At 53.7% G+C, this 15,844-nt stretch carries 15 protein-coding genes and 1 tRNA gene; 10 read left to right on the top strand and 6 right to left on the bottom strand.

Annotation, left to right across the window (positions count from 1 at the left end):
- Positions 1-551: 551 nt before the first annotated feature.
- Positions 552-914, top strand: a complete 363-nt coding sequence (locus HY913_00230) for a hypothetical protein (protein MBI4961679.1) — start codon at positions 552-554, stop codon at positions 912-914.
- A gap of 86 nt (positions 915-1,000) precedes the next feature.
- Here HY913_00230 and HY913_00225 read toward each other — a convergent pair whose 3' ends face one another.
- The 4 genes from HY913_00225 to HY913_00210 all read right to left on the bottom strand — a co-directional run bounded on the left by HY913_00225 (position 1,001) and on the right by HY913_00210 (position 4,323).
- Entirely contained in the window at positions 1,001-1,693 is a 693-nt protein-coding gene (locus HY913_00225) for a DUF1847 domain-containing protein (protein MBI4961678.1), read from the bottom strand.
- Between the two features lie 172 nt (positions 1,694-1,865).
- Entirely contained in the window at positions 1,866-3,137 is a 1,272-nt protein-coding gene (locus tag HY913_00220) for a hypothetical protein (GenBank protein ID MBI4961677.1), read from the bottom strand.
- A 382-nt stretch (positions 3,138-3,519) separates the two neighbouring features.
- Positions 3,520-3,596, bottom strand: a tRNA-Met gene (locus tag HY913_00215).
- 121 nt (positions 3,597-3,717) lie between these two features.
- Complete coding sequence (locus tag HY913_00210; GenBank protein ID MBI4961676.1) at positions 3,718-4,323, bottom strand: SIS domain-containing protein; 606 nt, start codon at positions 4,321-4,323, stop codon at positions 3,718-3,720.
- A 431-nt stretch (positions 4,324-4,754) separates the two neighbouring features.
- Between HY913_00210 and HY913_00205 the strand changes: the two genes are divergently transcribed.
- Entirely contained in the window at positions 4,755-5,978 is a 1,224-nt protein-coding gene (locus HY913_00205; GenBank protein ID MBI4961675.1) for a PAS domain S-box protein, read from the top strand.
- Between the two features lie 27 nt (positions 5,979-6,005).
- Here HY913_00205 and HY913_00200 read toward each other — a convergent pair whose 3' ends face one another.
- A complete protein-coding gene (locus HY913_00200) occupies positions 6,006-6,959 on the bottom strand; it encodes a hypothetical protein (GenBank protein ID MBI4961674.1) in 954 nt (317 codons plus the stop codon).
- A 519-nt stretch (positions 6,960-7,478) separates the two neighbouring features.
- Here HY913_00200 and HY913_00195 point away from each other — a divergent pair.
- The 4 genes from HY913_00195 (at position 7,479) to HY913_00180 (ending at position 9,420) form a co-directional block, all read left to right on the top strand.
- Entirely contained in the window at positions 7,479-7,982 is a 504-nt protein-coding gene (locus HY913_00195; GenBank protein MBI4961673.1) for a Spy/CpxP family protein refolding chaperone, read from the top strand.
- 174 nt (positions 7,983-8,156) lie between these two features.
- Positions 8,157-8,714 carry a sigma-70 family RNA polymerase sigma factor gene (locus HY913_00190; protein MBI4961672.1) on the top strand — a complete coding sequence of 186 codons (558 nt, stop codon included), beginning with the start codon at positions 8,157-8,159 and terminating at the stop codon, positions 8,712-8,714.
- Positions 8,711-8,965 carry a hypothetical protein gene (locus HY913_00185; protein MBI4961671.1) on the top strand — a complete coding sequence of 85 codons (255 nt, stop codon included), beginning with the start codon at positions 8,711-8,713 and terminating at the stop codon, positions 8,963-8,965. Before HY913_00190 ends, HY913_00185 begins: the two co-directional genes overlap by 4 nt.
- Positions 8,962-9,420, top strand: coding sequence for a hypothetical protein (locus tag HY913_00180; GenBank protein MBI4961670.1), 459 nt, complete (start codon positions 8,962-8,964; stop codon positions 9,418-9,420). Before HY913_00185 ends, HY913_00180 begins: the two co-directional genes overlap by 4 nt.
- Positions 9,421-9,654: 234 nt before the next feature.
- On the opposite strand, the gene HY913_00175 is transcribed toward HY913_00180, so the two are convergent.
- A complete protein-coding gene (locus HY913_00175; protein MBI4961669.1) occupies positions 9,655-10,563 on the bottom strand; it encodes a cysteine synthase in 909 nt (302 codons plus the stop codon).
- A 167-nt stretch (positions 10,564-10,730) separates the two neighbouring features.
- On the opposite strand from HY913_00175, the gene HY913_00170 reads away from it, so the two are divergent.
- The 4 genes from HY913_00170 to HY913_00155 all read left to right on the top strand — a co-directional run bounded on the left by HY913_00170 (position 10,731) and on the right by HY913_00155 (position 15,783).
- A complete protein-coding gene (locus tag HY913_00170) occupies positions 10,731-12,002 on the top strand; it encodes a DUF484 family protein (protein MBI4961668.1) in 1,272 nt (423 codons plus the stop codon).
- 31 nt (positions 12,003-12,033) lie between these two features.
- Positions 12,034-12,705 (top strand): phosphoribosylanthranilate isomerase, encoded by a 672-nt coding sequence (locus tag HY913_00165; GenBank protein MBI4961667.1) that lies wholly within the window; start codon positions 12,034-12,036, stop codon positions 12,703-12,705.
- A gap of 173 nt (positions 12,706-12,878) precedes the next feature.
- Positions 12,879-15,287, top strand: coding sequence for a DUF3536 domain-containing protein (locus HY913_00160; protein ID MBI4961666.1), 2,409 nt, complete (start codon positions 12,879-12,881; stop codon positions 15,285-15,287).
- A gap of 91 nt (positions 15,288-15,378) precedes the next feature.
- The gene (locus HY913_00155; protein ID MBI4961665.1) at positions 15,379-15,783 is read left to right on the top strand and encodes a ribonuclease; all 405 of its coding nucleotides are present in this window, start codon (positions 15,379-15,381) and stop codon (positions 15,781-15,783) included.
- Positions 15,784-15,844: the final 61 nt, after the last annotated feature.

Genomic DNA, 15,844 nt, shown 5'->3' with positions numbered 1-15,844 from the left:
GGGAATCAATGCCCGGCCCATTGCCTGGGGCTTTCGTCGGTCTCCTGACGAGTAATCATTCAGTTAAAGGGGGAGTTGCCGATTTTCTGTCATTGCGAGGAGTGAAACGACGAAGCAATCTCAGCGCTCAAAGGCAGAGATTGCTTCGCTGCGCTCGCAATGACAATATTTCGCCTTTGGTAACTCAATGTTTACCCTAATGAGGTATGACAAAATGGAATAGGATTCCTGGATAGTGTATATTGAGGGGCACAACGAATTGCTTCGAGGCCAAAGGTGGCAGCGACTCATGCATAGACGCATTGGAATTTGAGCAAACCAGCTTGCTATGAGTAGGCAGGGCATAAGTCCTTTTTCTGGGCAACAACCGTTTTCGGTACGCCCCCGTGTAGTTGTTGGATTTCCCATAAAAATTATTGCCAAGGAAACGATCAATGAATACGAGCATTAGATGGGAGTCGGACCTCGATATCGCATTGTCCATGGCCAGGGTGCAAGAAAAGCACGTTCTGCTGGATTTTTTCAATCCGGGTTGAGGCGCTTGTCGCCAGATGGATACAGTTACGTATCCCGAGCCAAGGACCGTTCAGTTTGTGAATCAGTACCTCATACCTCTGCGTGTAAACGCTCATTCGCCGGACCCCTTGCCGGTGAAGTTCGCAATTCAGTACACGCCTACTCAAGTGCTCCTGGACGATGAAGGAAAAGAGCAACACAGATCGGTGGGATTTCAGCCTCCTGAAGAATTCGTCGCTTCAATGCTCCTGGGTATCGGCAAGTCCTTGTTCAACCACAATCAGTTCTCCAAGGCTCTCGCGATTTTTAACAAGCTTCTTTCCGAGCATCCTCGCAGCTCATTCGCGGTCACAGCGAACGATCTGAAGAACGCCTGTCTGAGCAAAGGCGCGAGATAGGCGATCCGGAGCCGAAGGGTCAAGGGCTAATGTCACCCGCTGGACTATGAATTGGCAGCGGACCCTGTTGAACCCGACCTTGAACCTTATTTTGCTTCCAGCTTCCTGTAATACGAATTATGGAGATAAACAGCGGCCAAAGGGTTGTGGCCGGTGACTCGATCTTTCACGGCCAGGACCGTTGTGTACGCTTCCGCGTATTTGAAGAAGAGCGAATCGTGGCCCACGCAAAGACCCAGTAAGATGTTGAAATCGGTCTTTTCGTCATTAACGGTCATTGCCTGAAAAACAGGGTTGCACATTGCTTCGTCGGTTCCTTGGAAAATCTTGTCTTGATCCTCAATGCCGATAAGATCCTTCGAGGTCCTTCCAGCCTTGCAGCACACCGACACCACATCAAAGCCATGCTTTTTGAGTATATTCTCCACAATCGCGGCTTCACTGCTGAGACCCACGCAGAAAACCAGGCCGAGGCGCTTGTAGTCCATGCGGTTCGCGAATTCGCATATTTCGGCAATACGCGTCTTGGTTGGTTGCATGACATACGGGCGCTCGTGCCGGTTCGCATAGCATGAGGCTTCCTGCATGGAAGCCTGGCGAGCAAACAGGCCGGTTGCCGGATTCTCATACTCCCGGTTGGCCTGGGCCAATAGGTCTTTCCGGGTCAAAGTCGGGCATCCTTTATGGCCGGAACCCTTCTCGTTCATACAGATCTTGTTCGGATTCCCGTTGGGACAAGTGGCACAATCAGGGGCAGGTTTTTTCTTGTTTTGGGCCATGGGCCCCTCCTTTCGGAAGAGTGCACCGGGGAGGCCGAACAAAAAGGGCCTCCCCGGTCCTCTCCCCAAAAACTCCCTTATCTTAGACCATTGTCGCGGTCGCGCCAATGGTCTCTCGTTCCCAAAACCGCGGTGTAAAATTACCGCTCCGGAGCTATAAAACAGTTCTTATTCATTTTCCAATATATCCGGCATGTCCTTCTGGTTCACGAGTCCATAGCCTTGCCACAAAAGCGTGGATGTATTCCATGTAACGGAACGCTAGAAAGCTCAGCACAAGGCACAACAGACAGCATGCGAGGAACACAACTACTACCGGGGTCATGGTCGTATGAAGGTAGTCCCCTGCAATGCGGACGAAATCCATGTCAATATCGCCGCCCTTTGCGCTCGCATACTCCGCTCGGTACGAGGCGCTCGTCAGGAGCCTGTACGCCAGGGCAAGGTCCGCGAAAACAATGAAGAAGCCTATGATGCCGTATAGCGGCCTCTCGAAGGAATGAAATACCGCACGGCCGGTCAACGATCTGTAAATGAACAATCCGGCAATAATGAGTTCGGTTCCATGCCCCATGAACAGGATGAGTATCGAGTGAACCGAAGTGAAACTGAACAGCGCATGAAGGATAGCCGTGGCAATTAACAGCGCCATAGTAGCCTGATTCTTTCTGTACAACCAAATGAGGCCGGCAAAGCCGAAATAGATGAGGACCAACAAAGCTGTAGACCGCGCGGTGTGCAATGTCACCCCACCACCCCACATGAAATCAAAAGCCGGAAACGACGGATAGCCGAAAATCCAGCCGAAAATCGCGTGGCCCATTTCGTGGACAAGCGTCTTGAAGGTTTCCAGGGTCCACCGGAACCAAAAAACCGCAAAACATATCAGAGCGACGGCTGGGCACACCAGGATCAGAAGCCACTCGGTCTTCCCCATTCTGAGCGTTTCCGGGGCCACATCGGTCAATTCATCGGATGTTTCGTCCGCGTACCCGGCCTGGTCATGATTGAAATCAGGGATCGGTGGAACGAGCGCATGTTCAGGGCTTGCCATCCCTCCGTCTCTGGAGGCCGTTGACGTGTCCTGAAAAACCGATTCTGTTTGGGGGGCCGCTCCCGATGGATGGCCGGCCGTTCCTGATTCGCGGGCTCGGGTCGCATGGAACTTCTTTACTATGACGCCGCACTCGGGACACTCGTTATATTCTCTGGTCTGAGCAAAGCCGCATGCCGGACATTTCCAAGCCATGTGAAGCGTTCCCGGGGCCCCGGCGGTCCTTTCCTCCAGTTCGGCCTGAGTCAAAACCCCTGCAGCAACGAGCTTATTCAGAAGGCTGTCCAAGCCTTTTTCCGACAGTTTGTACTTCTCTCTCAAGGCTCGATCGGGTGTTCCGGCCCGAATGTCCTCCAATACTTCTTTTACTCTTATGGTTTTCTTGTCCAACTGAAGAACACCCACTTGGAGAAGCTAGCTGGGCTACTATATCATCGGCTGGTATCAAACGGAAAAATTCGAATACTTACCTGTAGCAAGTGCCAAAAATAATGTCCGATTTGTCTCTCGCAACTGTGAGCGATCGTATTTCTCAGGTTCAAAGAGAAGTCCTGCCCTAGTACGGCGCGGACCCCCGCGTCCGCCCTTGTCTTGGCGTCTCGTTGGGCCTAGGGAAGGCACGGGGGCCTGACCCTACACAGGCTAACCGCATTCGGACAAAAATATTGGCACTCGGTATACCTCCTCGCGAAGAATCGCTCCGAGGCCCTTTACCAACGGGCCAAAATAAAAAAGAGGCAACGGACTTTCACCGTAACCTCTTGTTGTCTCATGGTAGCGGGGGGAGGATTTGAACCTCCGACCTTTGGGTTATGAGCCCAACGAGCTACCTGGCTGCTCCACCCCGCGGCATCCAGATACTATAGTTGTCCGAGGGCCGGGTGTCAAGAGCAGCGGAGCGCCTTCTACCAACCGGTATTGCCACGGGACCGGCAGCCTGGGCCGGTTCCAATCCCGATCGCCATGGCGCTTATTTTGCCATAGCCGCCAAGTACGCTGTTATGAGATGGTCAAGCACCATATGGACGTCTTCGACAGGCCCATATTCACCCTTGTCCGTTTGCACGTGGATGCAGTATTCGGCAAGCTCCTTGAGCCGGCCACCATCGAAGCCGACCAACGCCACAGGAATCCCTCCGTTTTCTTTCGCGAATTCCAATGCTTTGACAACGTTGGGTGAATTGCCGCTTGCAGAGATGGCAACCACCACATCGCCCGCGCGCATAAGGTTCCTTAACTGCCATGAGAACACGTTTTCAAAACCTATGTCATTGGCAAGGCACGTAATAAAGGAAGTATTGGAACTCAAACTCAAAGCCCGGAAGGGCTCTCTTCCTTCCGGGGAAGCACAAAATCCCAGATCGTTTGCAAAATGGGCTGCTGTGGCCGCGCTGCCGCCGTTGCCAAAGAAAAAGATCGTGCTCCCCTTGGAGCGAGCCTCCAGGAAAAGGTCTATGACCCTTCCCACGTCCTGAAAATCCAGCCGGGTCATCACCGTTGCCAGGTGACGGGTGTAAAGTCCGGCAAATTCGGCTGCAGAGCCGGCCTTGGAGGCAATCTCATCCAGTTCTGACATATATCAATCCTCTTGTTCTTTGTGTTATAGCGGTTCTCGAAAGTAATCACGGATTCATCGGTGGGTGTCCCGCCAACGCGGGACTGGCTCGTCCAGCAGTGCTGCTCCATTCCGGAAGAACTTTTGAGAACCACTATAACGGTTGCCAATCGCTCCGCCACGCGGACCGGTAAGGCGCGTAGCAGTCAACAGCCCTACCTTACAACAAAAAAATATCCCCCGTGTTTTTTTTTGAAATGCCCTGCCTGAGCAAGGCCGAGAGGCACAGCTGACCCTTTACCGAGGCGCTTCCCTTGACCTGCCTCGCGCCAGAATCTACAATCAAACCCTCCAAGTAGCGGCCGGCTATTCTTTCCCGGAATCGTCCGCGGGGCTCCGCCTATAGATGTGTTCCACGCGCCCGGTTTCAGGGCTTTTCAGGGAGAACACGCATGAGAGACGAAGACAGGCCTAAGAAACAGATCCTAACAGAGCTTGAAGAAATGCGCCGGCGATGCGCGGACCTGGAATCCGCGGAAACCGACCGCCGCGCGGCCCTGGAAGCTCTGCAGGCCTCGGAGATGAAATTCCGCTCCGTGGCACAATCGGCAGTCGATGCGATTATTTCAATAGACGCCAATGACGCGGTGGTCTTCTGGAACCAAGGCGCCAAAGACATTTTCGGGTATACCGAAGAGGAGGTCCTGGGGCGGCCCGTAGCCATGTTGATACCTGAACGATACCAAGACGCGCATCGGAGGGGTATCGAACGGTTTTTGGCCACAAGACGGCCTGTTCTAATAGGGCAGGTCGCCGAACTGAAAGCCGTGAGGAAAGGAGGGATTGAGTTTCCGATCGAACTCTCTCTTTCGACCTGGAGCACCAAGGATGGAACATTCTTTACAGGAATAATTCGAGATATTAGTGGGCGCACAGAGGCCCGAAAGGCTCTGGAGCAAAGAACCGAGGAGGCGAGACAGAGAACCGGAGAGTTGGAATCGCTTATCCAAATGGTAGCACACGATCTGAAGTCTCCTGTCATTTCAATTGTAGGCCTGGTTCGCGCTCTCAAATCTCATTGCCGCAACCTGCCTTCTGATGAGCAGAGAGATCGGATCCTGGATCAACTAACAAGTTCCGGGGAAACAATGGAGAAATTCCTGAAGGAACTCCTCGACGGCCTGGTGTCCGAGCACAGCGAACCTGTCCGCGACCAGGTTGCGATGGACCGGGCCATACGTGATTCTATCCATCAGCATCATCAAACCATCGAGGAACGCGGAATCCGCATTGAAGTGGAGATAGCTCCCGATCTTCCCAGAGTCTGGGGCGACCATCATCGGATTCGGCAGATTATTGACAATATCTTGATAAACGCGACCCGGCACATGGGGGACCGGACCGATCCAAGGATCAAAATTGAAGTCCGCGAATACCGCGAGTCAGTCCTCACCAGCATATCCGACAATGGAGTCGGGATACCCGGCAAGTATCTCCGCAAGGTCTTCGACCGCTTTTTTCGTGTTCCCACGCCCGGCGCGCAGCCCGGAACAGGCCTCGGACTATCTATTGCCAAGAAAATTGTCGAGAGTCACGGCGGACAAATATGGGCCGAGTCCAAAGAAGGTCACGGCACAACATTTTCGTTTACGCTGCCGAAATCCAAACCCTGCTGATCTTGCATCTACAACGCGACAAATCCATCACCGGAGAACCGTCGCGGCCTTGAGGATCTCGTCAGGAAACTTCAGCCCCAAACCTGTCATCATGGCTTCATTAATGGTGAGCTTTGGCTGCGGGTCCATCTTCACAGGGACCTGAGAAATCGGTTTGCCCTTAATCAGCACGTCCACCACGGACTCGGCAAGCATGGCGCCCAACTTAAAGTCGTCGGCAGCGATTCCGGCTACCGCGCCTGATTTAACGGGCTTGTCGGCAAACGAGAACATAGGCGTTTTTGTAGCATTAAATATCGGCAGCAAGCTTGTGATATTGTCCATCACAACCCGGGTGTTGGCTATGATAATGAGGTCAACTTTGCCGAGTTTTCGCGCGCCCTGCACCAACTCGTCCAGGTTCGAGGCCACCACCTCGCTATAGTTTAGCCCTAGCAGCCGGCATTGTTGCTGCGTTCCCGCTTGTTCGATTGGACCGCTGGGATGGCCCTTTTCCACGAGAAGCGCCACGCTCTTTATGTTGGGGAACAGTGACATAATGATCTCGAAACGCCTTTCGTAAGGAATGAAGTATGTGACCCCCGTGACCTTTCCTTCCGGAGCATTGAGATTCTGTATGACGCCAAGCTCCTTCGGATTGTTAGACGCCCCCACAAAGCACGGGACTTTGGGCTGAACCTTCGCCAAATATTCGGCCCCTGAGGACCTGAGAAAGACTATTCCGTCAACTTTTAATTCCTCCTCATGGAAGACTCGCTTGGCCTCTTCCATGTCTTTGAGTTCGCGGTACAGCGTTACTTTGAGATCCGGAGCAAGACTTCTCAAAGCCGGGAGAAAGCCCATGGTGACGTTGGTGACCATAGCGGATTTGGTATCCCAAATTACCGCTATCTCCTTTGCTTGAGCCATAGATAGGCCCGCAATCCCGAAGATGCTCCAAGCCAGTGCGTTGATTGCCCAAAACTTTAACCGCTTTCTCATGGTTGGTCCCCCTTCCAGGTACTGTTTTGTGTGGCAGTGGTGCTTTGAGCCTAGCTGAACGGGTCGATACGGACAGAAGCTTCGTAGGAACAGTCGGTGTCCCGTCGCGTAATATACTCCCAGAGCACTGGAAATGTAAACCATTTTGATCGAATAGGGTAGCCATTCAGTTACACGGGGCGGTTTGCCGTTGTGCGTCATTGCGAGGAGTGAGACGACGAAGCAATCTCTGCCTTTTAGCGCTGAGATTGCTTCGCTACGCTCGCAATGCCCATCCTTCGCCGACGTTAACTGAATGAATACCGAATAAGTCTTTAGTCTCGCAGGTGAGGCCAAACCATTGCTCTGGACATTGAGCGCGGCTTTCTGAGCCATTCTTCAAGCAAATGAACACAACTTTGAAAAAATTTCTTCCTAACGTGTAACCGATATGATCGTCGCGCCACTAATGTGGCAAAGGTTCCGATCGATCGACGGTTCGCCTTTGACCAAGCGACTGTGATTTCGAGGAGGAAGAACATGAGCAAAGCAAGAACGGGCATAGGGATCTGTTTTCTGGTCGCTGCAATTCTGGGGATGTCGGCTCCCGGGTGGGCAGCTCAACCCATGGGCGGGCAGGATCCTTCGACCTTATTTTCATCTCCTCTGGCACGTCTCATTACCGGCAACATTGGCCGATTCCTCGTCCTCAGGTCGGAACTAAATGTCACGCCGGAACAGCGGGCTAAGATTGCCGCAACAGTCAAGAGTCACCGCGATGAGATCCGGCCGGTGGCCAAAAGCATTCTGGAAAAAAGGAGCGCTTTGCGAGAGGCGGTCCTCGCGACCACCAAGAACGACGAAGCGATACGAAAGGCTGCGAACGACCTGGGCAAGGCAATCGGTGACGCGTCGGTGCTGGCTTCCAAGGTCATCGGAGAAGCACGGACTGCTTTAACGCCTGAGCAGATAGAGCGTATCCACAAATTCAGAGCGGAAAATAACAAGGCCGCTATGGCATGGGTTGACCAGATCGGCCAATAGACTTGCGAGATGCTCCGCGAGCTGACGAGGAAATTGCGGGCATGATCTTTTGGACAAAAAGGTTCTTCCCCGCATTCCTCCCCGGAAACTGCTTTATACTGTTGGGGGGCTGGTTCTGCGGCACGCGGCCCCGACACATCTTTTGTCTGAAAGAGAGGGTTTGACGGCCCCAAATTGAATGCAGTCGATCTGGACGACATACGCGGTAGTCTGAATGGCGATGGTGACGCTTACGCCCGGCTTGTTAAGCGTCACCAACCGAAGGTGGCTTCCCAACTCTGGCGGTTCACGCGGGACAAGTCACACCACGAAGAACTGGTGCAGGATGTATTTGTGGAAGCCTTCCTCAGCCTGAAATCCTACCGCGGTGAGGCACCTTTCGAGCACTGGCTTGCGCGAATCACCACTACAGCGGGATACCGATACTGGAAGAAACGCACCAGGGAACGCGAGAAACCACATGTTCCTATCGAGGAGTGGCATCGAATTGCAGAGGAAAAGGTCGAAGCGACAGATCCTTCCAAAGCGGCCGATCTCCTCCATAGCCTGCTGGGCCGACTCCCGCCCCGAGACCGGCTGGTCCTAACGCTCCGGTACGTGGAAGACCTCAGCGTGGAAGAAACGGCCGACCGAACGGGATGGACACAGACCATGGTCAAAGTTCAAGCATGGCGCGGCCGAAAGAAATTGAAAAGACTATTGAAGGAAGCCGGCCTGGAGATAGAGCAATGAATGAACTGGACCTTCTGAAGAAGCTTTCCGTGGCAGCCGGCAGAGAAGATGTTCCTCAGCCGGACGTTAGCCGGCGAGTGCTTGCGGTGCTCAGGGAGAAGGAAGAGGATTCTTTCAAACCTCTGGCATGGGTGGCGGTTCTGTCGTCTGCGGCGGCAATTCCGCTGGCGATAGCTGCCTTGTACGCGCTAGAAACAATTACCGACCCGCTCCTAAATGTTTTTTATCCTTTAAGGTGGGTGATGCTATGACTCAGCACCCTTCAGAATCGTCTCCCTCTTCCGAATTGCCGCCCGTTAGAAAGCCACGTCAATGGAAAGCCGTCTTGCTCGGCGTTGTCATTTTGATTTGCGGCGCGCTGATTGGATCAGGGATCACCGTGATAGTCGTGCACAAAATGGTATCGCACGCCATCAGCCACCCTGAAGAGGCCCCAATGCGAATCACGAACCGGATTCAGCGCAAATTAGGGTTATCCGAAGAACAGACCGCAAAAGTGCGAGAGATCGTCACGACAAGGCAAAAAGCTATCACAGCGATACGAAAGGAAGTTCAACCGAGGGTGGAAAGCGAACTAGCAGGCGCTAAGGAAGATGTGGCAGCGCTCCTCGATCCCGAGAAAGCCCGACGATGGCGAGAATGGTTCGACTATATGAGGAAGACGTGGATTCCAGGGCCGCCGCGAGAAAGCGAGGGCGGCCAGTGAAGGCAGGTTTCGCAGGGAGACCCTTTCTGCAAGAAGGTGGCAATCGCCGTATTGTTCTGTGTCATTGCGAGGAGTGGGACGACGAAGCAATCTCCTCTTCGGTCCTGCTGGAGATTGCTTGGGGCTTGCGCCCTCGCAATGACAGTATGCAGCAGAATATGGAACTTTTTTGAAGGGAGTTCGGGAGTGCCCTCTTTTGCACAAGAAAGTTGGCCCCGCCGCTTCTCCTCTATCCTATGGCGGGCACTTGGCGCAGATGGATTTGAACAGGGTAGTGCTGAGGTATCGATCTCCGCGGTCAGGCAGTATGCACACAACCGTGCCGTTCTTAAGATCTTTAGCGGCCTGCATCGCGCCGTAAACCGCAGCGCCTGAACTCATGCCTACAAATATCCCTTGGGTCAATGCCAGCCAGCGGGTGGTGTCATAAGCCTGGTCATCATTAACCTGAATGATCTTGTCGATTCGCTTGGGATCGTAAATCTTCGGCACGATGGCTTCATTCATGTTTTTCAAGCCCTGGATGGCATGCCCCTCGACAGGCTCGACGCCAACGATTTGGATGGCCGGGTTATGCTCTTTCAGTCGTCTGGAAACTCCCATCAGAGTGCCGCTTGTCCCAATACCGGCCACAAAGATGTCTATTTCGCCCGCGGTCTGTTCCAGGATTTCTTTGCCTGTTGTCATGTAATGGGCTTCGATATTGTATGGGTTTTCAAACTGATTGGGCATGAAGTACTTTTCCGGGTCCGACTCGTAAATCACATGGGCCTTCCGAATCGCGCCGTCAGTGCCATCGCAGGCCACCGTGATTTCAAGTTCCGCGCCGAAGGCTCGCAGCGTGTTTCGCCGTTCGATACTCACACACTCGGGAAGAGTCAGTAAACAGCGATACCCTTTGCTCGCGGCAACCATGGATAGACCGATGCCGGTATTGCCCGAAGTGGGCTCAAGTATGATCTTGTCCTTTGTCAAACGACCTTCTTCTTCGGCTTTTTGGATCATGTGATACGCGATACGGTCTTTTATAGAGCCACCAGGATTGTTGCCCTCAAGTTTTCCCAAAATGCGCACACCGTTCGACCCGTTGGGGTCCTGAATTTTCACCAGGGGAGTGTTTCCGATAAGATCAAGGATATTCATTGTGGGCTTGCCTCTGCGTTTCTTACGAAACGTTAAATATACCTCTTTTTGGGCAAAACGAGCAACAATATTCACGTCTAGATTATTCTTGTTATTTTATTTCAATATGATATAGCAATTACCTAATGTAACTTCCCAGCCCCGAGGGGCTGATTCAGGGGGGTCCCATGCAAGGCTTTCCCACTATAGGATCTTCCGTCAACGATGAGCTTCATGGCACCGCAACAGCGGCACCAGGTTCGCGACGCTCCGACCATCAGCGATGCACGCCTCATGGCGCAGAGACCCCGGCCGGCCAGGACACGGACTCCCTCGAAGTTGCAACGTGCCCGGAATCGGAGCCACAAGACACCAACTTGTTTGATGACGACGAGAATGCCCAGCTCATCAGGTCCTTTGATATGATTTTTCGCCTTCATCAGCGTTCGGAGGAAATCCGCTCCCATCTGGAACGTATTGACCTGGTCCTGCTGAATTCCCGTTCCGTCGAGCAGCTTGTCGAAAACACAATAGCTGCCCTGGAAGCAGAGTTGGATCTGGTGGCGGTTCGTTTCCTCTTGAAGGAAGACCACCCGGTAGCTTCCGTGTTCCGGCGGAACGCGTCGCGCGCCACGGGTATTATCTCCGAGGATTTCTTGAGCGACGAAGGGCTGTTCCGAAGCGACCCTTTTATTTTGGATGACCCGGCCGGCGACCTGGCCCATCGCCTTTTCGGTGATTCGGCTTCTCTCATCGCTTCCGCGGCTGTGGCGCCGCTTTGCCACGGAGAAGACGAACTGGGTCTCTTATGCCTGGGCAGCGATGATCCTTTCCGGTACTGTGGCGGAATGAACACCGATCTTATTGCTTCCATGGCGACAAAAATTTCGCTGGGCATCCTGAACGCATGGGATCATCAGAACAGCTCGCTCCGCGCCTTCAAGACAAGGGTCGAGGGAGTACACACGGAGTTGTTCTTCGAGGAATATCTTGAGAAGGAATTCAACCGAGCCTGGCGCTACCGAACCACCTTTTGTCTCCTGGCTGTGTCGTGGAAGTCGGCTTATGAAGGGGCTGTGACCTGTCCTGACCTGGAGGTCGTCGAGCTTCTTCAAGGACATTTGAGATCGTCGGACCTGGCAGCCCAGGGCGAAGCCGTCAAGCTGTGGGTGCTCCTGCCTGACTCGAACTCCGTTAATGCTGAAGTTGTCGCTGAGAGACTAACGGACATTTCGACGCGGTACTTCGATGGCGAAATAAGCCTGTACATCGGAATCACTGAATTTGCCAGATCCGTGCCGACCTTCTCCATGCTCCTTCAACAGGCACGCTCAGCCCTGGACGAGGCCTTGGGACATGACTCCGGCAATACGGTAATCAATATTCCCTCGCCGCCAGGTTCGCCCGCGACTGATCCGGCCGAACATGAATTACAACAGTCAGCCGCCAACCAACCGTAGTATATGGCTCCCGAGGGTCCAGGTGGCCGGAGTGTCCTCCCTGGAAGAAGCCCTGTTTTGTTGCGAGGTGGGAGTTGGCGCGCTCGGCTTCACGCTCGGCCTTCCCGACGGATTCCACGACAACCTAACTGAAGACAAGGCCCGATCAATCATAGCAAAGCTCCCCCAGAGCGTGCTGCCGGTGTTGATCACTTACATTTCAGCTGCCGATGAGGCTTGCAGACTCGTCAGGCATATTGGAGCCGCGGCGGTTCAGTTTCACGGCGGAATCGCAAACGAAGAACTTTTCACGTTCCGAAAAGCATGCCCTGATGCCAGAATGATTGGCCGGGTGACCGTAGACGACGAAAGCGCCCTGGAACGAGCCGGTAGCTTTAAACCACCATTATGGGACGCAATTATTCTGGACTCTTTCGATCCCGGGACAGGCCGCCGCGGGGCCACGGGAATGACCCATGATTGGTCGATTAGCGCTGAAATCGTTCAGCGTTCATCCCTGCCGGTCATCCTTGCCGGGGGCCTTAATCCCGACAACGTAGCAGAGGCTGTTCTTAAGGTGCGCCCCGCCGCAGTGGACGCGCATACGGGTCTTGAAGAAGCCGGCGGAGCCAGAAGTCCGGCAAAAATCAAGGCCTTTGCGGAGACGGCCTTGAAAGCATTTGACCTTCTGTCTCCGATTGCCACCCCGCCACAACCTTTTTGACGTCCCGCAGAACCCACTCCGACCGCACGTCGCCGCAACGATAGCCTCCAAACTTGACGCCAATCGAACCATAACTATAATGCTTCTTACAGCCTGTCCCACACCGCGGGGCTAGCGACTGAAAATACTGCACAATTGGAACTTTGCAGCCAAATCAATTAGGAACCGACTGGATGAACCCGCCCATCCCTCGTTATATTTGCATTCACGGGCACTTTTATCAGCCCCCAAGGGAAAACCCTTGGCTGGAATACATAGAAACCCAGGAGTCTGCACATCCGTTCCACGACTGGAACGAGAGGGTCGCTTACGAATGCTACACTCCGAATGCTCATGCGCGAATCCTGGACGAGCAGGGCCTGCTCAGGCTTATTATCAATAATTACGAGTACCTCAGTTTTGACTTCGGGCCCACCCTGATGTCCTGGCTGGAAAACTTCGCCCCTGAAACCTATCACGCGATTATTGAAGCCGATGCTGTCAGCCAAACACGACGATCCGGACATGGAAATGCCATAGCTCTGGCTTACAATCATATGATCATGCCACTGGCGTCCACTCGGGACAAAATTTCCCAGATAGTCTGGGGAATGGAGGACTTCCGGAAGCGATTCAGCCGCGACCCTGAAGGAATGTGGCTCCCCGAAGCCGCGGTGGACAAAGAAACCCTCGAAATTCTCGTTCAGCACGGCGTTCGCTTCACCATTCTCGCCCCTAAGCAGGCAGGCCGATTTCGAGATTCATCCAAGGATCAGTGGATCACCCTGAATCCCGGCTCCATAGACCCTTCCCGTCCGTATGTGTGCAATCTTTCCGAAGGGCGCTCCATTGTTCTGTTTTTTTATGACGGGCCCATTTCCCAAGCGATTGCGTTCGAGAAACTTCTGCAGAGCGGCGAAGAGCTTAGAAGCAGACTTCTCGGCGCGTTTTCCCCTGGAAGGACATGGCCGCAGTTGGTGAACATCGCTACCGACGGCGAATCATTCGGCCATCACCACCGGTTTGGTGAAATGGCACTGGCCTTTGCTCTGGAGCGTCTACTGGCCGATCCCACTGTACGGATCACCAATTATGGGGAATACCTGGAGAAACATCCGCCGACGGCAGAAGTCGAGTTCATTGAGAATTCGGCGTGGAGTTGCGCACACGGCGTGGGTCGCTGGTCCACGGATTGCGGCTGCTCCGTCGCGCCAAAACCCGGCTGGAACCAGAAATGGCGAGCACCGCTCAGGCAATCCCTGGATCTGTTACGCGACAGGGTAGACAGGCTGTACGAGAAAAAGGCGAGTGGGTTCCTCAAAGACCCGTGGGCCGCCAGAGATGCATACATAGATGTATTACTCGGGGAACGCTCAAACATCCCCGGGTTCCTCACCATGTATGCAAGCCGCAAGCTTCACATACATGAACGTGAGATGGTTCTGAAACTATTGGAAATGCAGCGCAATCGCATGCTCATGTACACAAGCTGCGGGTGGTTTTTCGACGATATTAGCGGTATCGAGTCGATGCAGGTGCTCCGTTACGCTGCCCGAGTTCTGCAAATTGCCTTTCCGTTTGAACCTCGCCTTGTTGATGATTTTATGAAGCGCCTGTCCGCCGCGATCACCAATGCGAAGCCTCAAGTGCACGGGGACGAACTGTTCCGCGAGCGCGTCATGCCCCAAATTGCCGACCTCCCCCAGGTGGCGGCACATGTGGCAATTGCTTCGGCTTTTCAGGACGCGCCTGTCAAGGAACGCCTGTACTGCTATGAAATAAAAATCAACGACCTTGCGAGGGATGACGCGGGCGAGAGAATTCTCCTGGTCGGCCGGATCGCGGTCAAGAGTCAGATCACCATGGAGCGGCGGGAGTTTATAGTGGCTGTGATCCACTTCGGAGGGGTTGACCTGCGCTGCTCGGTTAACGATTTCAAGGACAAGACAAAATACGCGGCCGTGAAAAATGACCTTCTGGAAACTTTCAGCGGCCAGTCGTCCACCGATTTGATCCGAAAAATGGACTTCTACTTCCCGGCGAAGTACTTCCGTCTAAGAGATCTGTTCGTCGAAGAGCGCCGCCAGATCATCGAAATTGTGACCGAGAAGGTATTCGAGGAGCAGGCCCGGCTGCTTGAGACTTTTTACGAGAAAAACAAAGGCCTGGCCGAACTCTTCGTGACCCATGAAGCCAGGATTCCGGAAACTTTTATGGACGCAGCCAGGGTCGTGCTAAACCGCACGTTGATGAGGGAGTTGGAAAAACTCGCGGTCGGCGACTTTCCCGACCAACTACGGGCCGTCCTCGAAGAAGCCAGATCCTGGAAAATCGAGCCTGACACTCAAGAGGCGGAAAAACTGATCCGCGGCCATATTCTTGCTCTGGTCGAACGCCTGGGAAAAGAGCCTGCGAATGAGAACATCTCTGCGGAGATTATCGAATTCCTGGACCTTGGCCGGGACCTGGACCTCTCTTTGCAATTGGAGGAAGCACAAATACTTTTTTTCCGAATTGTCCGTTCAATAGAGCAGTCTAATGAAAAACCGCCCCCTCTTTTTCCGGAACTTGCCGAGAGGCTGGCAGTGAAGTTGAGCGACTGACTTTTAGGTTTTGTGCCTCGCGCTTTCGTGGGGGAAAACGCCAATTTTACGGTACCAAGACTGCCGCCCCCGGCAGACCGTAATGAGACGCATGATGTTCCGCCATAACCAACGATTTGGTATCCTCTCTCTTTTGCTGATCCTCGTTCTTATCTTTGTCGGCATGCATATCGTGCCGGCCGGCGTTCCACCGGCCGATCCCAAAAGCCATTCCGCGGAACCAGCCACCATCCCAGTGGCGGATCTTCCGCCGGAAGCGGTGCAGACCCTCACGCTCATAAAACAAGGAGGGCCTTTCCCCTACCCCAAGGATGGCACCACTTTCGGGAATCGGGAAAAGCGGCTGCCTGCACGCCCCCGTGGATACTACAGAGAATACACGGTCAAGACCCCAGGGAGAGGCGATCGAGGGGCCAGACGCATTGTCGCGGGGTCAGGAGGTGAACATTATTACACCGACGATCATTACAACACATTCAAGCTTATCAAGGAGTAAGCAGTGACAAGACTCTCCGACCTGCTCAAGGACAGCAAAGGCTCGGGTGTTTATCAGCTTC

It is taken from the genome of Desulfomonile tiedjei, from assembly GCA_016212925.1.
In the GTDB taxonomy this organism is placed as follows: domain Bacteria; phylum Desulfobacterota; class Desulfomonilia; order Desulfomonilales; family Desulfomonilaceae; genus JACRDF01.
The sequence above is the reverse complement of the archived record's forward strand: the minus strand, read 5'-3'. Positions and strand labels throughout refer to the sequence as shown.